This is a genomic window from Lentzea sp. JNUCC 0626, from assembly GCF_043632865.1.
GTDB lineage: Bacteria > Actinomycetota > Actinomycetes > Mycobacteriales > Pseudonocardiaceae > Lentzea.
Genome location: NZ_CP171635.1, coordinates 1,264,928 through 1,287,499, shown reverse-complemented (window position 1 = coordinate 1,287,499; position 22,572 = coordinate 1,264,928). Strand labels below are relative to the sequence as shown.

Annotated in this window: 21 protein-coding genes; 11 read left to right on the top strand and 10 right to left on the bottom strand. The window is 71.6% G+C overall.

The window, feature by feature from the left end; translation table 11 throughout:
• Positions 1–66 precede the first annotated feature (66 nt).
• On the top strand, positions 67–2,940 hold the full coding sequence (locus JNUCC0626_RS05860) for an AfsR/SARP family transcriptional regulator (RefSeq protein WP_394618626.1): 2,874 nt from the start codon (positions 67–69) through the stop codon (positions 2,938–2,940).
• 9 nt (positions 2,941–2,949) lie between these two features.
• Here the strand turns inward: JNUCC0626_RS05860 and JNUCC0626_RS05855 are convergent, their stop codons facing one another.
• On the bottom strand, positions 2,950–4,089 hold the full coding sequence (locus JNUCC0626_RS05855) for a carboxylate-amine ligase (RefSeq protein WP_394618625.1): 1,140 nt from the start codon (positions 4,087–4,089) through the stop codon (positions 2,950–2,952).
• A gap of 134 nt (positions 4,090–4,223) precedes the next feature.
• On the opposite strand from JNUCC0626_RS05855, the gene JNUCC0626_RS05850 reads away from it, so the two are divergent.
• A complete protein-coding gene (locus JNUCC0626_RS05850; RefSeq protein ID WP_394618624.1) occupies positions 4,224–4,610 on the top strand; it encodes an NAD-binding protein in 387 nt (128 codons plus the stop codon).
• A gap of 7 nt (positions 4,611–4,617) precedes the next feature.
• Here JNUCC0626_RS05850 and JNUCC0626_RS05845 read toward each other — a convergent pair whose 3' ends face one another.
• On the bottom strand, positions 4,618–6,144 hold the full coding sequence (locus tag JNUCC0626_RS05845; protein WP_394618623.1) for a molybdopterin-dependent oxidoreductase: 1,527 nt from the start codon (positions 6,142–6,144) through the stop codon (positions 4,618–4,620).
• An 82-nt stretch (positions 6,145–6,226) separates the two neighbouring features.
• Here JNUCC0626_RS05845 and JNUCC0626_RS05840 point away from each other — a divergent pair, with 82 nt between their 5' ends.
• The 3 genes from JNUCC0626_RS05840 (at position 6,227) to JNUCC0626_RS05830 (ending at position 8,566) form a co-directional block, all read left to right on the top strand.
• Positions 6,227–6,781, top strand: a complete 555-nt coding sequence (locus tag JNUCC0626_RS05840) for an EF-hand domain-containing protein (RefSeq protein WP_394618622.1) — start codon at positions 6,227–6,229, stop codon at positions 6,779–6,781.
• 30 nt (positions 6,782–6,811) lie between these two features.
• Positions 6,812–7,687 (top strand): hypothetical protein, encoded by an 876-nt coding sequence (locus tag JNUCC0626_RS05835; RefSeq protein WP_394618621.1) that lies wholly within the window; start codon positions 6,812–6,814, stop codon positions 7,685–7,687.
• Positions 7,688–7,792: 105 nt separating this feature from the next.
• Positions 7,793–8,566 carry an SDR family NAD(P)-dependent oxidoreductase gene (locus tag JNUCC0626_RS05830; RefSeq protein WP_394618620.1) on the top strand — a complete coding sequence of 258 codons (774 nt, stop codon included), beginning with the start codon at positions 7,793–7,795 and terminating at the stop codon, positions 8,564–8,566.
• On the opposite strand, the gene JNUCC0626_RS05825 is transcribed toward JNUCC0626_RS05830, so the two are convergent.
• The 3 genes from JNUCC0626_RS05825 to JNUCC0626_RS05815 are packed head-to-tail and all read right to left on the bottom strand — an operon-like array spanning position 8,489 to position 10,628.
• Entirely contained in the window at positions 8,489–9,343 is an 855-nt protein-coding gene (locus tag JNUCC0626_RS05825) for a LysR family transcriptional regulator (protein ID WP_394618619.1), read from the bottom strand. The two genes, JNUCC0626_RS05830 and JNUCC0626_RS05825, sit on opposite strands and share 78 nt — an antisense overlap.
• A gap of 17 nt (positions 9,344–9,360) precedes the next feature.
• Positions 9,361–9,990: a maleylpyruvate isomerase family mycothiol-dependent enzyme gene (locus JNUCC0626_RS05820; RefSeq protein ID WP_394618618.1), complete on the bottom strand. Its 630-nt coding sequence runs from the start codon at positions 9,988–9,990 to the stop codon at positions 9,361–9,363.
• Complete coding sequence (locus JNUCC0626_RS05815; protein WP_394618617.1) at positions 9,987–10,628, bottom strand: TetR/AcrR family transcriptional regulator; 642 nt, start codon at positions 10,626–10,628, stop codon at positions 9,987–9,989. Before JNUCC0626_RS05815 ends, JNUCC0626_RS05820 begins: the two co-directional genes overlap by 4 nt.
• A gap of 123 nt (positions 10,629–10,751) precedes the next feature.
• Between JNUCC0626_RS05815 and JNUCC0626_RS05810 the strand changes: the two genes are divergently transcribed.
• Genes JNUCC0626_RS05810 through JNUCC0626_RS05785 form a run of 6 tightly spaced genes read left to right on the top strand, consistent with a single transcriptional unit; the run spans position 10,752 to position 17,719 of the window.
• On the top strand, positions 10,752–11,870 hold the full coding sequence (locus JNUCC0626_RS05810) for a VOC family protein (protein WP_394618616.1): 1,119 nt from the start codon (positions 10,752–10,754) through the stop codon (positions 11,868–11,870).
• A complete protein-coding gene (locus JNUCC0626_RS05805; RefSeq protein ID WP_394618615.1) occupies positions 11,867–12,802 on the top strand; it encodes a fumarylacetoacetate hydrolase family protein in 936 nt (311 codons plus the stop codon). The genes JNUCC0626_RS05810 and JNUCC0626_RS05805 overlap by 4 nt, the downstream gene beginning before the upstream one ends.
• Entirely contained in the window at positions 12,799–14,217 is a 1,419-nt protein-coding gene (locus JNUCC0626_RS05800) for a bifunctional 3-(3-hydroxy-phenyl)propionate/3-hydroxycinnamic acid hydroxylase (RefSeq protein WP_394618614.1), read from the top strand. The genes JNUCC0626_RS05805 and JNUCC0626_RS05800 overlap by 4 nt, the downstream gene beginning before the upstream one ends.
• Complete coding sequence (locus tag JNUCC0626_RS05795) at positions 14,214–15,089, top strand: amidohydrolase family protein (RefSeq protein ID WP_394618613.1); 876 nt, start codon at positions 14,214–14,216, stop codon at positions 15,087–15,089. Before JNUCC0626_RS05800 ends, JNUCC0626_RS05795 begins: the two co-directional genes overlap by 4 nt.
• Positions 15,090–15,098: 9 nt before the next feature.
• Positions 15,099–16,460, top strand: coding sequence for a sulfatase family protein (locus JNUCC0626_RS05790; RefSeq protein WP_394618612.1), 1,362 nt, complete (start codon positions 15,099–15,101; stop codon positions 16,458–16,460).
• Positions 16,457–17,719, top strand: a complete 1,263-nt coding sequence (locus JNUCC0626_RS05785; protein WP_394618611.1) for a DUF1254 domain-containing protein — start codon at positions 16,457–16,459, stop codon at positions 17,717–17,719. Before JNUCC0626_RS05790 ends, JNUCC0626_RS05785 begins: the two co-directional genes overlap by 4 nt.
• Positions 17,720–17,727: 8 nt before the next feature.
• Here the strand turns inward: JNUCC0626_RS05785 and JNUCC0626_RS05780 are convergent, their stop codons facing one another.
• From JNUCC0626_RS05780 to JNUCC0626_RS05760, 5 genes are read right to left on the bottom strand one after another with little or no spacing between them, the layout of a single operon-like run.
• Complete coding sequence (locus JNUCC0626_RS05780; RefSeq protein WP_394618610.1) at positions 17,728–19,230, bottom strand: multicopper oxidase family protein; 1,503 nt, start codon at positions 19,228–19,230, stop codon at positions 17,728–17,730.
• On the bottom strand, positions 19,227–19,808 hold the full coding sequence (locus tag JNUCC0626_RS05775; RefSeq protein WP_394618609.1) for an ABC transporter permease: 582 nt from the start codon (positions 19,806–19,808) through the stop codon (positions 19,227–19,229). Before JNUCC0626_RS05775 ends, JNUCC0626_RS05780 begins: the two co-directional genes overlap by 4 nt.
• The gene (locus JNUCC0626_RS05770) at positions 19,805–20,860 is read right to left on the bottom strand and encodes a medium chain dehydrogenase/reductase family protein (protein WP_394618608.1); all 1,056 of its coding nucleotides are present in this window, start codon (positions 20,858–20,860) and stop codon (positions 19,805–19,807) included. The genes JNUCC0626_RS05775 and JNUCC0626_RS05770 overlap by 4 nt, the downstream gene beginning before the upstream one ends.
• Before the next feature lie 29 nt (positions 20,861–20,889).
• Positions 20,890–21,303 (bottom strand): Dabb family protein, encoded by a 414-nt coding sequence (locus JNUCC0626_RS05765; protein WP_394618607.1) that lies wholly within the window; start codon positions 21,301–21,303, stop codon positions 20,890–20,892.
• A complete protein-coding gene (locus tag JNUCC0626_RS05760; protein WP_394618606.1) occupies positions 21,300–22,496 on the bottom strand; it encodes an MFS transporter in 1,197 nt (398 codons plus the stop codon). The genes JNUCC0626_RS05765 and JNUCC0626_RS05760 overlap by 4 nt, the downstream gene beginning before the upstream one ends.
• Positions 22,497–22,572: the final 76 nt, after the last annotated feature.

Genomic DNA, 22,572 nt, shown 5'->3' with positions numbered 1-22,572 from the left:
CCACGCCGCGTGTACCTGCGTTCGTCTGGTCTCTGTCGTTGCCGGGCCCGAACGACCCGTGCCAGCATGGTCGTGGCATGGGGGGTGCTGTTGCGCGTCCAGGTTCTCGGCCCGATTCGGGCCTGGCGGAACGGTCGGGAGATCGAACTCGGACCTGCGGGCAGACGCGCGGTGCTCGGCCTGCTCGCGCTGGCCGGCGGCCGGGTCGTGCCGCGGGCGGACCTGGTCGACGCGCTGTGGGGTGACGATCCGCCGCCCAGCGCCACCAACGTGATCCAGACGCACGTCAAGCACCTGCGCCGGTTGTTCGACCCGGACCGGCACAGATACGCGCGCAGCACCAGCATTCCGTTCGCCGGCGACGGGTACGCGTTGCGCCTGCCGGACGACGAGGTCGACGTGGGACGGTTCCGCGCGCTCGTCGCGGCGGCCGGGCGGACTTCGGTCGCGGAGGAGGTCGCGGACCTGCTCGGCACGGCGCTCGGGTTGTGGCAGGGGCGGCCGTTCGCCGACCACCCTGGACTGGCCGGGCACGCGAAAGTCGTTGCGCTGCTGGGCGAACGGCGCACCGCGCTGCTCCTGCACGCCGAGACGATGATCGGGCTGGGCCGGGTGGTCGAGCTGCTGCCACTGCTGGTGGAGCACGCGGCCGGCGACCCGTTGGACGAGGCGGTGCAAGCACTTCTCGTGCGCGCCTACGCGGCGGCAGGGCGGCGGGCCGACGCGTTCGCCGTCTACGACAGCGTTCGGCGGGTGTTGCGGGAGGAACTCGCGATCGGCCCGGGCCCGGAGCTCGCCGGGGCGCACGCGGCGTTGCTCGACGAACCACCGGTGGTGGCGGTGCGGCGTGGTCCGGTGCCGGCTCAGCTTCCTGCCAACGCACCCGGTTTTCTGGGCAGGGCAACGGAACTGGCCGCGCTCGACGGGGTGCTGTCGGAGCGCGATCCTTCCGCCACGGCGGTGCTCGCGGTGTGCGGAACAGCCGGGGTGGGCAAGACGGCGCTGGCTGTCCAGTGGGGACACCGGGTGCGGTCCGAGTTCCCCGACGGCCAGCTGTACGTGAACCTGCGCGGGTACGAGGCCGGCACTCCGGTGGCGACCGCCGACGTGCTGGGCGGGTTCCTGGAGGCGTTGGGGGTGGCCGCGATCCCGGCCGACGTGGACGCGCGGGCGGCCCGGTACCGCACCGAGGTGGCCGACCGGCGGCTGTTGATCGTGCTGGACAACGCGGCGGCGGTCGAGCAGGTGCGGCTGCTGCTGCCGGGCGCGCCGTCGTGCGTGGTCGTGGTGACGAGCCGGGACAGCCTGGCGAGCCTGGTCGCGGTGCACGGAGCGCGGCGGCTCGACCTGCGGCCGTTGCGGCGGGGCGACGCGATCGCGTTGCTGCGCGGGCTGATCGGCGATCACCCGCCGGCTTTGGCCGAACTGGCCGAGCAGTGCGCGTTCCTGCCGCTGCCGTTGCGGGTGGCCGCGGAACTCGTGGTCAGCCGGCCGGAGACGGCGGTGGCCGACCTGGTCCGCGAACTCGGCGACCGGCAGCGGCGGCTGCGGCTGCTCGACGGCGGCGGAGACGACCGGGCGGCGGTGCGGGAGGTGCTTTCCTGGTCCTACAAGCACCTTCCGGCCGAGGCGGCGCGGTTGTTCCGGTTGCTGGGCGTGCATCCCGGCCGCGACTTCGACGTGGCCTGCGCCGCCGCGCTCGCGGACGTCGCCCCGGACACCGCGCGCCGGCTGGTGGACGTGCTCGTCCGGGCGCACCTGGTGGACCGCGGTCCGGCCGGGCGGCACGGGATGCACGACCTGCTGCGCGCCTACGCCGTCGACCTGGCGCAGGACGATCCCGAACGGACTCTCGCCTTCGACCGGCTGCTGGACCACTACCTGACTGCCGCCGCAGGAGCGATGGAGTCCGTCTACCCCACCGTCCGGGCGGCCGCACCGGTGACCGACCCCGCCCGGATGCGCGCGTGGCTCGACGCGGAACGGGCCAACCTGGCCGACCTGTGCGCGTTCGCCACCCGCCACGACCGCCCGCACCAGGCCATGCGCCTGGCCGAGATGCTCTACCGCTACCTGGAGGCCGGGCACCACTCCGACGCGCTTGTCGTGCACACCAACGGTTTGCGCGCGGCACGCCTGGTCGGCGACCGCGAGGGCGAGGCGCGGGCGTTGACGAACCTCGGCGCCGTGCACCGCCTGCTCGGCCGCTACAGCCCGGCCGCCGCCCGCCTGCGCCAGTCGCTCCGCCTGCACCGCACCGGGTCCGACCGCGCCGGCGAGGCCCGCGCGTTGTCGCACCTCGGCATCGTCGAGGACCGCCTCGGCGACGTGGCCGCGTCCCTCGGTTACCTCCAGGAGGCGCTCACCCGCTACCGCGAACTGGACGACCGCCACGGCACCGCCTCGGTGCTCACCAACCTCGGCACCGTGCAGGGCCAGACCGGCGACCACGCGGGCGCGGCCGAGGCCCTCAACGCGGGCCGCGAACTGTTCCGCGCGCTGGGCGACCGGGCGGGCGAGGCCACGGCACTCACCAACCTGGCCGAGGCCTACACCCACCTCGGCCGCCACACCACCGCCGCGGCCCACCTGCACCAGGCCCTCGTCCACTTCCGCGCCCTGGGCCACCGCTACGGCGAGGCCGCCGCGTTGTCGACGCTGGGTCAGGTGCACGTCGACCTGGGCCGCCCGGAGGAGGCGATCGGCCAGCACGAGCAGGCGCTGGAGATCTTCCGGGAGACCGGGCACCGCTACGGCGAGGCGAACGCGTTGAACGGCCTGGCCGAGGCCCTGCGCGCGGCCGGTCGTCCTGGCGCGCCCGCCGCGCACCGGGAGGCGCTGGCGATCGCGACGGAGACCGGGGACCAGGACGAGCAGTCGCGGGCGGCGGCCGGGATCGCGTTGTGCGGCAAGGACTCGCCGACCGGCCGACTGGGGTGAGCGCCTCGATCAGGACGCCGTCGGCTCCTGCACGCCGGGGCTCGCGTTGTCGATGTCGAGCAGGGCCAGCAACGGCGCCACCTGACCCGAGCGGAACGCCCGCCGCTGCCGTTCCGCCCCGCTCCCCTCCCGGTCCAGCAGCCGCAGACCTCGTTGCACCACAGGCAGATCGCCGTTGGCTTCCAAGACCGGGGCGAGTCGCCGCACGAGGTCGTCCAGCTGGTCCCGCACCGGGCGCAACTCGCCGGTCAGCACGTCCCAGGCGTCGCCCCGCAGGCCTTCGTTCGCCACTCCCCAGCACGCCTGCCGCAGCGTTTCCTGCGGGATCTGTGGCGCGGGGACGCCGTCCGCGACGTCGACGCCCGCCTGGGCGACGAGGGCGCGCACGAGTGCCGCGAGCAGGACCGTGTCGTCCACGGTCACGGCGACGTCGGCGACGCGGACCTCGACGGTCGGCAGTTCGGTGGCGGGACGGACGTCCCAGTAGACCATCGCCCGGTCCAGGGCCGTGCCCGCGTCGATCATCGTGGTGCAGAGCTCGTCGTAGTGCTGCCACGACTCGAAGATCGGCGGCGGGCCGGACACCGGCCAGCGCGACCAGATCGTGGAGCGCCAGCTCGCGAAGCCACTGTCCTCGCCCGCCGAGAACGGCGAGTTCGTCGTGACCGCGGCCAGCACCGGCAGCCACGGGCGCACGTGGTTGCACACCTGCACGGCGGTCTCCCGATCGGGCACGGCGACGTGGACGTGGCAGCCGCAGATCAGCTGTTGTTCCGCCAGGGCACCGAATTCGCGGGCGATCCGGCGGTAGCGCAGGCTGTCGGTGATCTCGCCGGACGCGTTGCCCAGCGGCGGTGCGCCCACGGCGATGGCGCGGCATCCGGCGATGCGCGCGGCCTGGGCCACTGCACGCCGGGCGGTCAGCAGTTCCTCGCGGGCCTGCTCCGCAGTGCCGCAGACCGACGTGTTGATCTCGACCTGGGCGCCGGTCAGCTCGTGGTCCAGCTCCAGGCCGAGCTGGTCACGGGCGACGGTGACGACGTCGTCCGCCCGGTTGACCGGGACGCCGGTGTCCGGGTCCACCAGGAGGAATTCCTCCTCCACGCCGATCGTCGGACACCACGCGTCTCTCGGAGGCGCCTTGGCCACGTGTTCACCGTCCTGCTCGGGGCATCAGCCCGCCGTCGGGGAACGGCGGATTACCCGATCGGGTGACTGATCACACCTGTGCGCCTTCTGCCGGACGGCCAATCCGGGGCCTGCGAAGCACCGAATACCTGGTCGTGGCCGACTACATCCTCGTCATCGGGTACGGAGACGCCGGGCGCGACGCCGTGAACGCCGTGCTGGAGGCGCAGCCCGACGCGCGACTGACCGTGCTCGACACCGACTTCTTGGCGGTCGCCGAGGCGGTGGCCAACGGTGCCGTCGGGGTCGTCGGCGACGGCAGGGACAGATGCGCTCTCGACGACGCCGCCGTGGACGCCGCCGACCGCGTTTTCATCACCGTCCCCGACGACCTCGCCTCGTTCCTGATCATGAGGGCGGTGCGGACGATGAACCCGGACGCCGTGATCGTGGTCGTCATCCGCGAACCGGAGAACCACGGGCTGTTCGACTCCTACGACGTCACGTCCGTCCACATCAGACGGTTCGACGAGCAGCAGTGAGAGGTCACTACCCCGCCACGGAGGTGAACACCATCGAGTGCCAGCCGGTGGCGCCGTCCGGGATCGGGGCCGCGCGCTGGTCGGTCTGGGTGTAGCCCTTGCGGTCCGTGGCACGGCACTCCACGGTGTGGTTGCCCTCCTTGAGATCCAGTTCGACGCGCCACATCCGCCAGGTGTCGACGTTGACCTCGGTGCTCAGCGTGGTCTCCTGCCACGGCCCGCCGTCGACGCGCACCTCCACCCGGTCGATGCCGGTGTGCTGCGCCCACGCGATGCCCGCCACGACGAACTTGCCCGCGGGCACCCGTTCGAACGACTTCGGCCGGTCGATCCGCGACATCGTCTTGACCGGCGCCTTCTTCGCCCACGTGCGCTGCGCCCAGTACGGGTCGAACGCGTCGAAGGTCGTGAGTTCCATGTCCACCAACCACTTCGTGGCCGAGACGTAGCCGTAGAGGCCGGGCACGACCATGCGCACCGGGAAACCGCGCTCCAGCGGCAGCGGTTCGCCGTTCATGCCGATGGCCAGCATCGCGTTCGACCCGGGAGCCATGATGGACTCGACCGGCGTGCCGCACGTCCAGCCGTCGACGCTGCGGGTCGCGAGCTGGTCCGAACCGGGCCGCACTCCGGCGTCGCGCAGCAGGTCCGACAGCGAGACGCCGATGAAGTTCGCCGTCGAGATGTACGGGCCGCCCACCTCGTTCGACACGCACACCAGCGTGATGGTCTTCTCCTCCAGCGGGCGGCGCAGCAGGTCGTCGTAGGTCAGCACCATCTCGTTGTCCACCATGCCGTGCACGCGCAGCCGCCAGTCCTCCGCACGCAGGCGAGGAATGCTCAGCGCGGTGTCGACGCGGTAGAACTTGTCGAGCGGCGTCATGAACGGCGGGGTGCCCTCGCGCACGAAGTCGGCGTCGAACGGGATCTCCGGCGCCTTCACCCGCGGCCGCAAGGTGATCGCGCGCCGGGACGCCTCGACGTCCACGCGGCCGGCGAACCACTGCCCGCCCAGCGCGGCGACACCAGCACCGGCGGCGATCGCGCCGGTCGAGGCCAGGAACTTCCTCCGCCCCGGCGCCTCGGTGGACACCGCCTCGGCAGGCGCCTGCGCCGATGCCCGGGACCACAGCCAGCGGAACGCCAGCACACCGACCACCAGGCTCGCCAGCGGAGCGACGAAAGCCCAGGTCGTGGAGGTCGGCCTGGCCAGCACCGCGGCGAGCCCGAGCAGGCCGAGCACGCCGGCGAGCGCCGTGCCGGGCCAGGGGCTGCGCCGGGACAGCAGTCCGGCGACCACGCCGAGTCCGGCGAGCACGACCGCCATGCCGCCGAGCAGCACCAGCTTGTCGTTCTCGCCGAACGTGCGGATCGCGAAGTCCTTGACCGGGTGCGGGGTGAGGTCGATGGCGGTGTTGCCGACCGCGAGGAACGGCGAGGCCAGCGGGCTGATGAGGCCCGCGACGAGATGCCCGGCCGCGAGCGCCGCGGCCACCGACACCAGACCGATGACGACTGAACGTGTTGCCTTCACACCGGTGCTTCGGAGCCGATCGCCCGCCGGATGGGTCGGCACCGGTTGCGCTCAGGCCGTCCGCCAGCCAGGGTTTCCGGTCATGAACGAGGTTCTGCAGCACCGGATCGCGGCGACCTTCGCCCACTACGACGCCAACGGCAACGGCGTCATCGAACTCGCGGACCTCTACGCGCTCGCCGGCAGGCTGATGCGCGGTTTCGGCGAACCCGCGGGCTCGGACCGCGGCCGGGAGCTGATCGAGACGTCCGACCGGTTCTGGGAGACGCTGATCGAGCGCTGCGACGCCGACCGCGACGGCCAGATCACCCTGGACGAGTACCGCACCGCGATGGCGACGGTCCTCGCGGACGTCGACGAGTTCGACGACGTCTTCCTGGAGGTCTCGGAGTCGCTGCTCGCGCTCGCCGACGCCAACGGCGACGGCCGCGTCGAACCGGCGGAGTTCCAGGTGCTGCTGAAGGCGCGCGGCCTGTCCGACGCCGAGTGCGCCCTCGCGTTCACCCACCTCGACACCGACGGTGACGGCTCGATCAGCTTGCAGGAGTACGTGGACGCGGTGCACGAGTACTACACCGACCCGGCCGAGGGAACGCCCGGCAGCTGGCTGTACCCGAGGTCGCTGCAACTGACCTGATCGAGGCCGGCGAGCGACTACCGTGCAGCCATGATCACCCCGACCGCCTACCACGACGGCGCCATCCGCACCCCCGGCGGCGCCTCCTTCCCCGTGGCGGACCAGCCGCGCAACCGCGCGGTCTCGCCGGACCTCACCCAGGCGGTCTACGCGACGGACAACGAACTGGTCTGCATCGACCAGGCGGGTGTCGTGCGGTGGCGGTACGCGTTCGGCATGTTCCAGGAAAAGGTGCTGGGTGCCTGGGCGGGCTGCGAGTTCTCGCTGGACGGCGCCACCGTGTGGCTCTTCCGCCCGGACGCCATGGGGCACTGGAACGACTGCCAGGACACCTGGCTGGTCCTGGACGCGGCCACCGGCACGCTGCTCGCCGGCGCCGAACTGGGGACCGTGGGCCACGCCGGAGTCCAGCACCCGCACCCCAACGGCACCGACGTGCTCGTCGACGTCGGCGAGGGCCAGGACGGGCTGTTCCTGTTCCGCGGCAGGCTCACCGGCGACACCCTCGAGGTGGTCCCGTACCCGTGGAACGACCGCGCGCTGCTGGACTTCTCGCCGGACGGCCACCACTTCATGACCGTCGACCACCAGCAGGAGGACGTCGCGTTCCACACCTACCCCGGCGGCGAGGTCGTCCACCGGGTGTCCGTTGTGGACCTCGGCTTCGAACGGGACGCCGCGTGGCTCGCGTTCACGGGCGGTTACCTGGACGCCGACACGGCGTTCGCGGCCACCACCGACGAGGACGAGGAGCAGGTCCGGCACCACCTGATCGACGTGCACACGGGCACGCACCTCGGCACGTTCGACGCGCACACCGGGGGCGACGCGTACGGCGCGATCCCGGTGGGCGGCGGCGCGTGGCTGACGATCGAGGACGGCGTGTTCCACCGCCACACCCGCTGAGCGATACCTGATCGACAACGCCGGATACCCGTTCCGTCATCGCCTCCCGTTCCTCGCGGTGGTCACCTTGAAGTGCAAGGGAAACCACCTCAGGGAGTGCTTCACATGGGTCAGCTCGACGGAAGAACAGCGGTTGTCACGGGGGCCAGCGCGGGCATCGGCCTGGCGATCGCGCGCCGGTTCGCGGAAGAGGGCGCGTTCGTCTACCTGACCGGACGCAGGCAGGCGGAGTTGGACGAGGCGGTGGCCCTGGCGGGTGACCGCGCGGTCGGGGTGCGCGGTGACGTCACGGTGCCGGAGGACCTCGACCGGCTCTACGCCGCGGTGGCCGAGCGCGGGCACCGGATCGACGTGCTGGTCGCGAACGTCGGTGTCGGCGAGTTCGTGCCGCTGGCGGACGTCACCGTCGAGCACGTGGACTGGGTGCTCGACGTGAACGTCAAGGGCACGCTGTTCACGGTGCAGAAGGCGTTGCCGTTGCTCAACGACGGTGCTTCGATCGTGCTGGTGACGTCGATGGCGTCCACCGGCGGGCAACCTGGGCTGGGTGTCTACGCGGCCTCGAAGGCGGCGGTGCGGTCGTTCGCGCGGACGTGGGCGAACGAGCTGAGCCCGCGCGACATCCGGGTCAACGCGTTCGCGCCCGGCAGCACCGACACGCCCGCCATGGAGGACACCCTCGCGAAGGCGGGCATCGCGGGTGAGGCGTTGGAGACGTGGAAGGCGGAGCGGGCGGCCGCCGTCACGTTGAAGCGCCTGTCGCGGCCGGAGGAGCAAGCCGGGGTCGCGCTCTTCCTCGCGTCAGCGGACAGCAGTTACGTCACGGGTGTCGAGATCGCTGCCGACGGCGGCCTGACGCAGACCGTTTCCTGGATGTAGCAACGATTTCGCCGCGGCGACGAACGCGGTCCTGGCCGGGTGGGCGGTCGCGGACGGCCAGGCGAGGACCAGCCGCGTCGGTGCCACGTCGAGCACCGGCACGGCGACGACGACGGTGCCGATCCTCGTCCGCACGCTCTCGCCCACGACGAGCACCAGGCGTCCCAGCGAGACCAGGTCGAGGATCTGGTCCAGCGTGTCGTCGGGGCACTGCTCGCGGTAGGCGTCCTCCTCGCTGATCTCGGCGAGGAGGACGAACGGCCGGCGCGCCAGCGGGTGCTCCGGCGGCAGCAGCACGACGGCCTTCTCCTCGGTCAGGTCGACCCGCTCGAACCCGGCCGCGTCGTTCGTCCCGCACATCAACGCCACGTCAGCCGCGCCGGTGCGCAACGCCGCCGCCTGGTCCTGCGTGAAGACGAGCTCGACCTCGCCCTGGTAGGCCCGCACGACGTCGGCCAGCAGGCCGGGCCCGGTGCCGGGCCGCGTGGCCACGACCAGGCGGTCCGGCGAGGCCGAGTTCCGCGCCCGCGCCACAGCGGCGTCCAGGGCGTCGAGGATCCGCCGCACCTCGGCCAGGAACACCTCGCCGGCCGCCGTCAGCTCGACCCGGCGACTGGTGCGCTCGAACAGCCGCACGCCCATCCGCCGTTCCAGCCTGCTGATGGTCCGCGACAACGGCGGCTGGGCCATCCCGAGCCGTTCCGCGGCCCGCCCGAAGTGCAGCTCCTCGGCGACCGCGACGAACGCCACCAGTTCCCGGGTCTCCACCTGCTCCATTCCGTCGAGGCTAACCGTCAGCACCGTCCGCGCAGCTCAGCCACCCCGTCGCCGGTCAGCTCCGCACACGCCGCGGCCCGCCCCGTCATCGCCATGATCAACGCCAACGTGGGCCCGCGCACCTCGCTCCCCTCGCCCGTCGCGAACCCGGTGTCGGTCGCCACCAGCCGCAACCCGCCGATGCGCCCCTTGGCGAGCACGACGAGATCCGTCGACGCGTAGTGCTCGGCCACCGCCACCAGCACTTCCGCCGGCGGAACCCGCGGGATGCCCAGCGGCCTGCGGATGTCCTCGGCGTGCACGACCTGCTCGGCGAGCGCCCCCAGACTCGACCCCCGGAAACCCAGAGGTGTCGTCGACCGGTTCACCGCCGCCTGGAACCTCGCGAGAGTCTCCGCCGGAGAGTCGCCCAACTGTTCGCGCAGCCGGTCCACCACCTGCCGGTCGAAGTCGAACCGGACTCGCAGCACGCCCAGGAACCAGCGGGGGAACGACAGGACGGCGCCTGCGGTGAGGTGCGCGAGCACCTCACGCACGGAAAGCTCGGCGCACAACGAGGTCGTGGCCCACTGCTCATCGGTCAGGTCGGCGAGATCGGCGGCGAGGGCGGCGCGTTCGGCGTGCACCAGCGACCATGTCGAGTTCACGCGGGCATTATCTCCGGCAACGGCCTCCGGATGACCTCGCCCGAGTCCTCCGCGGACAGTCCGAGCATCCGCAGCACCATCTCGGCCAGGCCCGCCGCGGCCGTGTCGCAGTCGACATCCGGGCGGGCGAAGCGCAGTTCGATCAACGCGAGCAGGGTGCCGCCCAGCGCGGTCATCGCCAGCGTGACGTCCACCGGGAGGAAGCGGCCGGTGGCGATGCCGTGTTCCAGGTCGCGGCGGGCCCGTGGGGCCAGGCCGGTGTCGGCGTGCAGCAGGCCGATGGAACGCCGGCGCAGCACCTGCATGAGTTCCGGGTGCGTGTCGGCCATGCGGGCGGCCAGGCGGAAACCGCCGGCCAGGAGTTCGGCCGGGTCGTCGACGCCGTGCAGGCCTCGGTCGAACGCGGCGCCGAACTCCTCCATCGCCTCGGTCACGGCCGCTTCGAACAGGTCGGCTTTGGACGCGAAGTGGTTGTAGAAGGAGCCGAAGCCCACGTCGGCGCGTTCCGCGATGTGCTGGATGCTCGCGGCCGCCTCCTCGCCTTCTGCCAGGAGTTGCCGCGCGGCGGTGACCAGTGCCTGCCTGGTCGCGGCACGGCGGCGTTCGTTGCGAGTGCCGGACTGGGCGGTGGTGGCCATGCGCGCGAGCCTAGCAGCGCAACTGAGGGCCGTCACAAAACTGAGGGTTTCATCAGAAACGTTGCGGTCTCACTCTGGGTGATGGCATGGTCATAACTGATGAAGTCATCAGGAGGAGGGCGGATGCGGACAGCGCACCAGGACCTGCACAGCGAGTTCGGCGGACTGCGGCACGAACACGCGGGGCGGGCGCGGAACCCGGTGATCAAGGTCGCGGATCTCGCGTGGCTCGAGTTCGAGAAGCCCGATCTGGAGCGGGCGGCGGTGTTCGCGCGGGACTTCGGGTTCGAGGTCGCGGCGCGGGAGCCGGACGCGCTGTGGTTGCGCGGCACGTTCGAGGGGCCGCCGTGCATGGTGATCCGCAGGGGGCGGTCGTCGCGGTTCATCGGGCCCGCGTTCCGGGCAGCCGAGAGCGCGGACCTGCACCGGCTCGCCCAGGCTACTGGGCGGGACGTGCGGGCGGCCGACGTTCCCGGCGGTGGCGAGGTGGTGGATCTCCTGGATCCGTCCGGGTTTCCGGTGCGGGTGGTGCACTGCGCGCTGGCGTTGCCCGCGTTGCCCGAGCAGGTGCCGCTGACGTTCAACTTCGGCACCGGGAAGCCGCGCACGAACGCCACGCAGCGGCCGCCTCGGGAACCGTCGCGGATCCAGCGGCTCGGGCACGTCGTGCTGGAGACGCCGGTGTTCGGCCGCGCGCTCGACTGGTACCTGGAGACGCTGGGCATGATCGTCAGCGACTTCCTGTTCCTCGACGGGCAACGCGAGCGCGGACCGACGATGGCGTTCATCCGCTGCGATCGCGGTGGTGAGGCCGCCGACCACCACACCCTCGCGATGCACCTGGGACCCGGCACCGGGTACGTGCACTCCGCCTACCAGGTCACCGACCTCGACTCGATCGCGGCGGGCGGCGAGTACCTGGCCGAACGCGGCTACCGGCGCAGCTGGGGCATCGGCCGGCACGTGCAGGGCAGCCAACTCTTCGACTACTGGCGCGACCCCGACCGGTTCATGCTGGAGCACTTCGCCGACGGCGACCTGTTCTCGTGCGACGTCGAACCCGGCTGGGCGCCGATGTCCGCGAGCGGCCTCGCCCAGTGGGGGCCGCCGGTCACCCGCGACTTCCTCGGCACGAACCCCTCCCCCGCGCTCGTCGGCCGGCTCGTGGCCGCGTTGCGCGACGAGGACAACGAGATCGACCTCACCCGCCTGGTGGCCCTGAAGAAAGCGATGTCCTCATGAGCACCAACGTCCTGCGCACCCGTGACGGCTGGTGGGTCGCCCGCGGTGACCTCGCCGTCCCCGTGGACACCACCGCGGAAACCACCGCCGAGCTGATCGCCGACACCGCGGCCGTGCGAGCGGCGCGCGAGTCCACTGAGGACGGTGTGCCGATCGCGGGCCTGGACCCGCTGTCGCCGGTGACCACGCCGTGCCGGGTCGTGGCGCAGATGGTGAACTACCGCAGTCACGCCAAGGACTCCGGGTTCACCGGCGACATCCCGCCCGCGTTCTTCCGCAAGGCCTCCGGCTCGGTCAGCGCGCCCGGCGGTCAGATCGTCCGGCCGGCGCACGTGCGGTTCCTCGACTACGAGGTCGAACTGGGGCTGGTGCTCGGCGCGGCACTGCCGATCGGCGCCACCGTCACCGAGGACGACCTGCCGAAGTACGTGGCGGGCCTGGTGATCACCAACGACGTCAGCGCGCGGGACGTCCAGCTGACCAAGACGCAGTTCTACGAGAGCAAGTCCTACCCGACGTTCACGCCGACCGGGCCGTTCCTCGCGTTGCTCGAACCGGACGACTTCCCGCACCTCACCAGCCTGCGGTTGTCGTTGTCCGTCAACGGGGAACTGCGGCAGGACCGCACGCTGACCGACATGATCGTCCGGCCCGCGCAGGCGTTGACGCTGCTCGCCCGGTTCCAGTCGCTCGACCCCGGCGACCTGCTGCTCACCGGCACGCCCGGCGGCACGGCGCTGAAGGCACCGCCGAAGATCGCGGAGAAGATCGGCGCGCTGCTGCCCGCCGACGTGAAGTGGAAGATGTTCTTCCGCAGCCAATCCCGCAACCCGCGCTACCTCGCCGACGGCGACGTCGTGACGGCCACCATCGCCACCCCGGACGGCCGGATCGAGCTCGGCCGCCAGCACACGCCCGTGGTGGGGACGTGACCGTCGTGATCGTCGGCGCGGGCCCGGTCGGGGTCACCGCCGCGTTGCTGCTGGCACGTCAGGGTGTGCCGTCGGTTTTGCTGGAACGGCACGAGGACGTCTATCCGCTGCCGCGCGCGGTGGCGATCGACGACGAGGTGCGGCGCGTGCTGCAGGCCGCCGGGGTCGCGGAGGCGTTCGCGGCGATCTCCCGGCCGTCACGCGGGTTGCGGCTCCTCGACGCACGCCACCGCGTGATCGCCGAGTTCGCCCGTTCTCCCCAAGGCGCACACGGGTTTCCCCAGACCAGCATGTTCGACCAGCCGGAGCTGGAACGCGTGCTGCGCGACGAACTCGCGCGCCAGCCGTTGTGCGAGCTGCGGTCCGGCGTGGAAGTCGTTGCCGTGCAGGAGGATTCGGTCACGTACCTGCGGGACGGCGTTGCGCAGACGATCCCGGCGAGTGCGGTGCTGGGCTGCGACGGGGCGAACAGCCTGACCCGGCACGCGATCGGCGCGTCCTGGCACGACTTCGGCTTCGCGGAGGAGTGGACGGTCGCCGACGTGCGCACCGACGCGGCCGTGCGCTGCTGGGAAGGGGTCGACCAGGTCTGCGATCCACGCCGTCCCGCGACGTTCATGCGGATCGGCGAGGACCGCTACCGCTGGGAGTTCCGGCGCTCGGCCGACATCGACGACGCGACGCTCCGCACGCTCGTGGCGCCGTGGGTGCGGCCAGCGCCGGACGAGAAGTTCGAGGTGGTCAGGAAGGCGCGCTACACGTTCCGCGCCCGCGTCGCGAACCGATGGCGCCGAGGACGGATCTTCCTGCTCGGCGACGCGGCGCACCAGACGCCGCCGTTCGTCGGGCAGGGCCTGTGCGCGGGCCTGCGGGACGCGGCGAACCTCACCTGGAAGCTCGCGCTGGTGCTGCGCGGCGCCGACGAACGCCTGCTCGACACCTACGAGGCCGAACGCTCACCGCACGTGCGGCGCGTCATCCGGATCGCGGTGGCGGCGGGCTGGGCGATGACCGGCGGCCAGGACCGCGCGGCGGCGGTGCGGCACCTGGCCACCGCCGCCGTGTGCCGGATGCCCGGTGTCCCAGGCCTGGTGAACCGCGAACGAGGGGTGCCGCGCGGCCCGTTGAGCCGTGGCACGACCTGCCCGCAACCCCAGGTCGGCGGCAGACCGCTGGACGACCTGCTCGGCACCAACTTCGCCGTGGTGGCCAGAGAACTGACGCCTGGGGTGCGCGCGATCGCGTCGGCGCTCAACGCACCCGTCGTGCAGGCCGCCGAACTCGACGACTGGCTGAGGAGAGAGCGCGTGGACGCGGTGCTGATCCGTCCGGACAGGACGGTCATGGACGTGGTTCCGGCCGGTGCGAGCGAGTTCGCCGGGGTGGCCGGCTGGGCCCGGCTGGTGAGCGCGTGACCGGGGCGATCGACGTGCACGCGCACTACGTCACGCCGAGGCTGCGCGCGGCCATGGAGGCGGCCGGGCACGCTCAGCCCGACGGCATGCCGTCGATCCCGGAGTGGAGCGCCGAGTCCGCGTTGCGGCTGATGGATTCCGTTGGCATCAGGGCACAACTGCTGTCGGTGTCGTCGCCGGGCGTCAACTTCGGCGATCCCACTCTCGCGCGTGCGGTCAACGAGGAGGGCGCGGCGATCGTGGCCGCGCACCCGGACCGGTTCGGGCTGCTGGCCTCGTTGCCGCTGCCCGATCCGGACGCGGCGCTGGCCGAGGTAGCGCACGCGTTCGACGAACTCGGCGCCGACGGGCTCGTGCTGCTGACCCACTATGAAGGCCGGCACCTCGGGCACGAGTGCCACGAGCCGCTGATGGCCGAACTCGACCGGCGGCGGGCCGTCGTGCTGCTGCACCCGACCTCGCCCTGGTGCGACACCGGCACCGGGTTTCCGCGCCCGATGCTGGAGTTCCCCTTCGAGACCACCCGCGCGGTGACGTCGTTGCTGCTCAACGGTGTGCTGGACCGCTACCCGGCGATCCGGTTCGTGGTGCCGCACGCGGGCGCCGCCCTGCCCGCGCTGGCCGACCGGGTCGCGGCGTTCGGCGGCCCGGACGTGCTGCGGCACCTCCGTTCCCTGCACTACGACCTGGCGGGGTTCGCGTTGCCGCGCCTGCTGCCCGCGTTGCGGACGCTCACCGAACCCGAACACCTGCTCTACGGCAGCGACTTCCCGTTCACGCCGGAGTTCGCGGTGCGCGGCCTGGCCGCCGCACTCGCCGAGACCGGCGTTCCGCTCGATCACGCCGCCGCCCTGTTCCCGCGTTTCGCCTGAGAGGAAACCATGTCCCTGACCCGACGCGCCTTCGGTGGCCTGCTGGGCACCGTCGCCGCGGGCCTGTCCGTCCCGGCGGCGCAGGCCGCACCCGCCCGCCGGCCGAACGTGCTGATCGTCCTCGCCGACGACCTCGGCTGGGCCGACCTGTCCTGTTACGGATCGCCGCACATCAAGACCCCGCACCTGGACCGCATGGCAGCACGGGGAATCCGCTTCACCGACGGCTACTCGGGGTCGTCCACCTGCTCCCCCACCAGGCTGAGCCTCTACACCGGCCGCTACCCGGGCCGCATCCCGGCGGGCCTCGAAGAACCGATCGAAGGCCCCGGCGCCGGGCTCGACCCGGCCCACCCGACGCTCGCGTCGATGCTCCGTTCGACGGGCTACACGACCGCGATGATCGGCAAGTGGCACTGCGGTTCGCTGCCCTCGCACAGCCCGACGCGGTCCGGTTGGGACGAGTTCTTCGGCAACTTCGGCGGCTCGCTGGAGTACTACTCGAAGCTCGACACGGAGGGCCGCCACGACCTGTACGAGGGCGAAACCCCTTACGAGGACCTGCGCTACTACACGCGGATCCTCACCGAACGGGCGGTCGAGTTCGTCCAGCGCGAGCACCAGAAGCCTTGGCTGCTCAACCTCAACTTCACGACCCCGCACTGGCCGTGGATCGCCGAGGGCGATGTGCAGGAGGCCCGGCGGATCGAGGGTCTGCTCCGCACTGTGCCGCCAGAACAGAAAACCCTGGCCATGGCCCACCTCGACGGCGGATCCGTGGCGAAGTACACGCAGATGGTCGAGGACCTCGACCGTTCGGTCGGCGAGGTCCTCGACGCCGTCGGCCCCGACACGCTGGTGATCTTCTCCAGCGACAACGGCGGCGAACGCTTCTCCTACACCTGGCCGTTCGCCGGCATCAAAGGCGTGTTGCAGGAAGGCGGTATCCGCGTTCCGACGATCGTGCACTGGCCCGAGCGCCTCCGCGGCGGTCAGGTCAGCAGCACCCCCGTCTTCACCCCGGACTGGACCGCGACGGTGCTCGAACTCGCCGGCGCACAACCGATGCTGCCGCTCGACGGCGTGAGCCTCGCCGGACACCTGCTGCACGGCGAGGCGGCACCGGCCAGGGACCTGTTCTGGCGCACCGAAACCCAGCGCGCGCTGCGCCGGGGCAAGTGGAAGTACTACCGCGCTGAAGACGCCGACCTGCCGTTCTACCGGGGCAGAGACCTGCTCTTCGACCTGGAGGCCGACCCGCGCGAACAGGCCAACCGCGCCTTGCACGAACCGGCACTGGCCGCCGCGCTCCGCACCGCCTGGGAGGCCGTCGACGCGGGCCTGCTCCCCTACCCGGAAGGCACCCGATGATCATCGCTCTCGCCCTGACCACCGTCGCGAGCCTGCTCACCCCGTCCACGGCGGTCTCCGCCGAGCAGGCCGCGCTGAACGCCTACCTCTACACCTACCCGTTGGTGTCCGTGGAGGTCACCCGACGCGGCTCCGGCCTGCCCGCCAACCAGCTCGCGCACATGCCCGTGGTGCCCGACGCGTCGTTCACCGACGTCGTGCGCCCCAACGTCGACACGCTCTACACGTCGATGTTCTTCGACGCCTCGGCCGGACCGGTGATCGTCACCGTGCCGGACATGAGCGAGCGCTACCACCTCTTCCAGCTCATGGACGCCTGGACGAACGTCGGGGGTTCGCCCGGCACCCGCACGATCGACGCCGACGGCTACCGGTTCGCGATCGCCGGGCCGAGCTGGCGCGGCACCGTCCCGTCCGGCGTGCACCTCTACCGGTTGCCCACCGACACCGGCTGGATGCTCGGCCGGATCCAGCTCGACGGTCCCGACGACCTCGCGGCCGTGCGGTCGTTGCAGCAGCAGATCACCGTCGAGGCGCCCGCCGCCGCCCAGGCGAAGCCCACGGTGCCCGAGGTCATCGAAAGCCTGACCGCGCAGCAGTACTGGGACCTCTACTACGCCAGCGCCTCGCACGACCAGCCGCGGCCGCAGGACAAGAAGTTCCTGCGCGAGATGAAACGCCACGGCTGGAGCCCTGGCGATCCCGTCGACCTCACGAAGATGCCGGACGCGTGGTCGTCGGCGTGGCCCAAGGCGTTGGCGAGCCTGGGCGACGAACTCGGCGGCACCCCGGTGAACGGCTGGACCACCCTGCTCGACGGCATCGGCGAGTACGGCACCGACTACCCGCGCCGGGCGATCGTCGCCCGCCACCTGCTGGCCGCGAACCTGCCGCAGGACGCGGTCTACCCCGGCACGAGCGTGGACTCCGACGAACGGCAACTCACCGGCGGGAACTCCTACGTCCTGCGCTTCCCGGCCGACCGGCTGCCGCCCGCCCACGCCTTCTGGTCCCTGACGGCCTACAACGCCGAGGGCTACCTGATCGACAACCCCGCCGACCGGTACGCGGTGCGCGGTGAACAGCTCGTCCCCAACGCCGACGGCTCGGTGGACATACACCTCCAGCCGGCCGGGACCGGCCCGAACTGGTTGCCCACGCCCGAGAGCGGCGAGTTCAGCCTCGTGCTGCGGCTGTACTGGCCCGGTCAGCAGGTGCTCGACGGGAACTGGCACCCGCCCGCGGTCCAGCGCGTCTGACCGATGCCCTAGGGATGGTCGTGTCCCGTTGCGGCGATGCGGCCCGGTGACTGTCCCTCGCCCAGTACGACGAACTGGCTCATCATGCCTTCGTCCTCGTGCAGGGTGAGGTGGCAGTGCAGCATGTAAGGCGTGTCCGGGTCGGCGAAGTCGCTGAACCTCATCGCCAGCCGGTAGCGGCGGTCGGTGCCGAGCTGGATGGTGTCCTTCCAGCCCGCGAGGTGCGGCGGTGGCCGTTGGCCGTCGATGTCGAGCACCTGGAACTGGACGTCGTGCACGTGCAGGTTGTGCATGTAGCCGTTGGTGTTGCGGACTTCCCACACCTCGGTGGTGCCGAGCCGGACGGCGAAGTCGATGCGGGACATGTCCATCTTGGCGCCGTTGATGGTGCGTCCGGCCAGTTCGAACGACCTGGTCGCGGCGACCGGCTGGGACGCCAGATCCGGTGCGGTGCCGAGCTTCCCGGGAACCCGACCGCTCTCCGCAAGGGTGCCGGCGGCACGGAACTGGACCAGGTCCAGCCGGTCGTCGGCGCCGTTGAGGCGGGCGCCGAGCGGGTCGTAGCCGAAGGTCGTCGGGTACGAGCGCAGTTCGGTGGTCTCCCCCGGCTTGAACTCGACGACGACCTCGGCTCGTTCGCCGGGTGAGAGTTGCAGCCGCGAGGTCTGCCACGGTTCGGGCAGCAGGCCTCCGTCGGTGCCGATCAGCTGGAACGGCCGGTCGTCGGCGAAGCCGAAGTTGTACAGCCGGGAGTTCGAGGCGTTCAGCAGGCGCAGGCGGACCAGCCGGGTGCTGACCTCGGTGAACGGGCCGCGGGTGCCGTTGACGAGGATCTCGTCGCCGAAGACACCACCCGTGCTCATGAACGGGGCCGAGTGGTCGAACTGGTTGTCGCCGTCGAACGCCCTGTCCTGCACGATCAACGGCAGGTCGTCCACGCCGTAGTCGCCGGGCAGGCCGAGGCTCGCGGCGTGGTCGTCGTCGAGCAGGAACATGCCGGCGATGCCGCGGTAGAGGTGGTCGGCGGTGCGGCCGTGCAGGTGCGGGTGGTACCAGAGGGTCGCGGCCTGCTGGCTGATCGTCCACTGCGGACGCCAGGTGGCGCCGGGCTCGACCAGTTGGTGCGGGCCGCCGTCCATGTCGGCGGGCAGGTGCATGCCGTGCCAGTGCAGGGACGTCGCCTCGGCCAGGCCGTTGCGGACGGCGAAGGCGACCTTCTCACCTCGCTTCGCGCGGAGCGTCGGGCCCAGGAAGGTGCCGTTGACGCCCCAGGTCTTCGTGACGGGACCGTCCAGCAACGGGGTCTCGCCGGAGTGGATGTCGAGGTCGAACGTCCGCACGCCCGACGAGTCCAGTGTGGACGGAGCGAGCGGTGGGATCGCGAGTTGCCGGTCGAAGTTCACCTTTCCGGCCGTGTCGAGCTCGGCCTGGAGGTAGAAGACCCCGAACGCGGCACCGCTCACCAGCAGCAGCGCCACGACGGTCAGTGCGGTCCAGCGCAGCTTCTTCACGGCGCGACCGCCAGGGCGAGGCGGGTGCCGAGGCGGCGGCGTTCCAGGACGAACGCGGTGAGGTAGCCGAGGCACCCCGCCACGGCGATCGTCGCGTAGACGCCTGCCACGTCGAAGAACAACGCCACCGCACCGATCAGCGCAAGGCACGAGCCCAGCGTGTAGTGCAGGGTGTTGTGGCGGGCCGTGCCCTCGGCGATGGTGATCAGGCCGACGAGGATCACGGACCCGGCGGGCCAGAGCACGTCCTGCAACTCGGGCCTGTCGGACGCGGTGGCCACGCCGGTGATCGCGATCGCCAGCGCGGTAAAGCCGGTGCACCAGGCGATGCCCAGCAGCTTCTCGGCGTGGCGGCGGGCCTCGCTCGCGCCCTGTTGTGACCGCATTCCGGCTCGTACGGCCAGTGTCAGCGCCGGGATCAGACCGGCGGCCAGCAACGTGAGCGGGACCCAGGCGGGTAGTGCGAGCACGGGGTCGAGGCCTTTGGAGAGCGCGGCGGTGCCGTGGCCGACCAGGTAGGCGACGCTGAAGACGAGGTAGGCGGCGCGGCTGTCGACCTCGCCGGGCGGGAGCGTCACGGCTGGTCCTCCTGCGCGACGATGACGACCTTGCCGAGGACCGTGCGCGACTCGGCCAGCGCCAGTGCCTCACCGGCTCGGTCGAGGGGGAAGCGGGCGGCGATCTGCGGTGTGAGCACGCCGTCGGCGACCAGGCGCAGCAGGCGGGTCAGGTCATCGTTCATGCGTGCCCGGAACGCCGTGATGTTCCGCTTGCCCGCCCAGAGGTTGTAGAACGTGGCGCTGCGGCCGTTGGGCAGGTAGTTCCACGCGTACAGGCGCCCGAAGAGCGCGAGCATCGGGCCGATGGCGCCGCCGTCCTCGCCTTTCGTGGACGCCGAGCCGTAGTTGACCAGCGTGCCGCCGCGCCGCAGCAACGCCCAGGACTGCTTGAGCCCAGGACCGCCGACGTGGTCGAACACCGCGTCGACGCCGTCTGGTGCCAACGCGCGGATGCGTTCGTACAGCGCGGGATCGCGGTAGTCGACGGGACGCGCGCCCAACTGCTGCACCGCGTCGTGGTGTCGCGGTGAGGCGGTGCCGATGACGTCGATGCCCGCGTGCCGGGCGAGTTGGACGAGCGTCGAGCCGACGCCACCGTTGGCGCCCAGCACGACGACGGTCCCGCCCTTGGGCACTCGCGCGCTGCGGTGCAGCATCTGCCACGCCGTGACGCCGTTGACGAGCACGGTCTCGGCGGCCGCCGGGTCGACGCCCGCCGGGACCGCCACCAGGTCGGCGGCGTCGAGCACCAGGTGGCTCGCCCAGTCGCCGACCTTGGTCACCGCCGCGTACCGGCCACCCTGCAGCGCCCGGTCCACACCAGGACCCGTGGCGACCACCGTGCCCACCACGTCGTAGCCGGGGACGAACGGGAACGGCGGCTGGTCGTAGTACTTGCCGAGCCGCATCTGCTGCTCCGCGAACGACACCCCGCTCGCTTCCATCCGCAGCACGACCTGGCCGCGTGCCGGGGCGGGGAGGTCGCGGACCCGCACCCGCAGTCCGTCGGGTGCGACCGCGCCGGGCAGGACGATCTCGGTCGCACGGGTGGTGGCGGCAACGCCGGTCATCACAAGCCTTTCAGGGTGTCGGGGTGGGGTCAGGCCTGCGTGCCGGGGGCGCCGCTGCCGCTGTACTCCCCGAGGCCTGCCACGAGGTCGGCGACGTCCGTGTTGGCCGCGTAACGGCGGTGGTGGATCTCGGCGATCTTGGCGCCCAGGTCGGGATCCGCGTCGTCGGTGATGTCGAACGAGACGAACTTGTCGATCAGCGGCAGCCCGAGGCGGTCGACCTCCAGGTGCGCCGGGTGGTTCATCATCTGCTCGTAGTCGTCGAGGGTGTCGAGGACCGACACCGCGCCGAAGTCGTACTCACCGCCGAAGTCGCGGCCGATCACGTACGACCGGACCGTGCTCATCTGCGCGGACGCGGCCCGCATCGCCGCGAGGCCCGCCGCCACCTCCTCGTCCGTCACGCCGGGCTTGAGGGAGAAGCGAATGCCGTGGTAGATCACCGAGTGGTCCTTTCGAAGGTGGTGCTGCGAAGGGAGAAACCGGCCACGACCGCGCCTGCGATCATGGCCACGCCCGACCAGGTGAAGGCGGCGCCGACACCGGTGGACGCGATCAGGGGCTGCACGAGCAGCGGGGAGAGGAACTGGCCCAGGAAGATCCCCGAGACGAGTCCACTGAGGACACGGCCGCGCCAGGCGGGCGGTGCGACGTCGGACAGCCGCAGCGTGAGGTTCGGGATGGCGAGGCCGACCCCGAGTCCTCCGGCGAAGAGCCCGGCGGAGGTGCCCGCGACCGAGCCCGTCAGGCCGATCAGCAGCCAGCCGGAACCGAGCAGCGCGACGCACAACACCGTGACGGCGCCGGACGAGAGCTTGTCGCGCACGGACGGGAAGGCGAAGCCGCCGATGGTGCTCGCCAGGGTGCTGCACGCGACCACGACGCCGACCAGCACCGGCCCGTTGCCCTGCGCGGCGAGCAGGAACGGGATCTGCGTCGGCGCCATGTAGAACGCCATCGTGGCGACCAGGGCCAGCACGTAGAGGCCGAGCACTCCCCCGGTGAACGCCCTCCCGTGTCGTTCGGACGGCGGTGCGGCGGTCGTCGGCCGGTCCCGAACGGCCACCAGCGCGGCCACCGCGACGAGCGCCGCCGTGGTGTAGAGCCAGAACGGTACCCGCCAGCCGACAGTGGCCAGCAGGCCCGCGAGCGGCAGCAGGACGACCCCGCTGAGGCTCGCGAACACCTGTTGCAGCCCGAGGAACGACGTGCGGGCGGGTCCGTCGAACCAGTCGGCGATGATCGCGTTGACCGCGGTCATCACCCCCGCCACGGCGACGCCGAGCACCGCCCTGCTCACCAGCAGCAGGACCAGGTCACCGAGGAAGTACCCGGCGGTGCCGCTGACCGCGTAGAGCACGAGGCTCGTCAGCAGCAGCGAACGCCGGCCGAAGCGGTCCGCCGCCAGGCCCGCGAACGGGGCGGTGAGCGCGACCGTCAGCGAGGTGATCGTCAGTGCGAGCCGGACGAGCAACGAGGCTCCGCGCTGGTCGGCGAAGACCTGCTCCATCATCGGCAGGCTCGGCGCGATGATCGCGGGCGCCATGATGGTCAGCGTGGCGGCGGCGAGAACCGTGCCGCGGCTCAGGACACCGGGTGTACGCCACGCCGGGGCCGCGCTCTTTCCGGGCTGCACAAGAAACTCCGTGAATACCGAGGGTGTGGTCGGCCGGAGTTGCACGGCCGATCTCGATCACCACGAAAGCTATTCA

Excerpts from the sequence above, each read along its gene's own strand:
- JNUCC0626_RS05860 (WP_394618626.1), top strand. The coding sequence starts at position 67 with ATGGTCGTGGCATGGGGGGTGCTGTTGCGCGTCCAGGTTCTCGGCCCG.
- JNUCC0626_RS05840 (WP_394618622.1), top strand. The coding sequence starts at position 6,227 with ATGAACGAGGTTCTGCAGCACCGGATCGCGGCGACCTTCGCCCACTAC.
- JNUCC0626_RS05835 (WP_394618621.1), top strand. The coding sequence starts at position 6,812 with ATGATCACCCCGACCGCCTACCACGACGGCGCCATCCGCACCCCCGGC.
- JNUCC0626_RS05830 (WP_394618620.1), top strand. The coding sequence starts at position 7,793 with ATGGGTCAGCTCGACGGAAGAACAGCGGTTGTCACGGGGGCCAGCGCG.
- JNUCC0626_RS05825 (WP_394618619.1), bottom strand. The coding sequence starts at position 9,343 with ATGGAGCAGGTGGAGACCCGGGAACTGGTGGCGTTCGTCGCGGTCGCC.
- JNUCC0626_RS05815 (WP_394618617.1), bottom strand. The coding sequence starts at position 10,628 with ATGGCCACCACCGCCCAGTCCGGCACTCGCAACGAACGCCGCCGTGCC.
- JNUCC0626_RS05810 (WP_394618616.1), top strand. The coding sequence starts at position 10,752 with ATGCGGACAGCGCACCAGGACCTGCACAGCGAGTTCGGCGGACTGCGG.
- JNUCC0626_RS05805 (WP_394618615.1), top strand. The coding sequence starts at position 11,867 with ATGAGCACCAACGTCCTGCGCACCCGTGACGGCTGGTGGGTCGCCCGC.
- JNUCC0626_RS05790 (WP_394618612.1), top strand. The coding sequence starts at position 15,099 with ATGTCCCTGACCCGACGCGCCTTCGGTGGCCTGCTGGGCACCGTCGCC.
- JNUCC0626_RS05785 (WP_394618611.1), top strand. The coding sequence starts at position 16,457 with ATGATCATCGCTCTCGCCCTGACCACCGTCGCGAGCCTGCTCACCCCG.
- JNUCC0626_RS05770 (WP_394618608.1), bottom strand. The coding sequence starts at position 20,860 with ATGACCGGCGTTGCCGCCACCACCCGTGCGACCGAGATCGTCCTGCCC.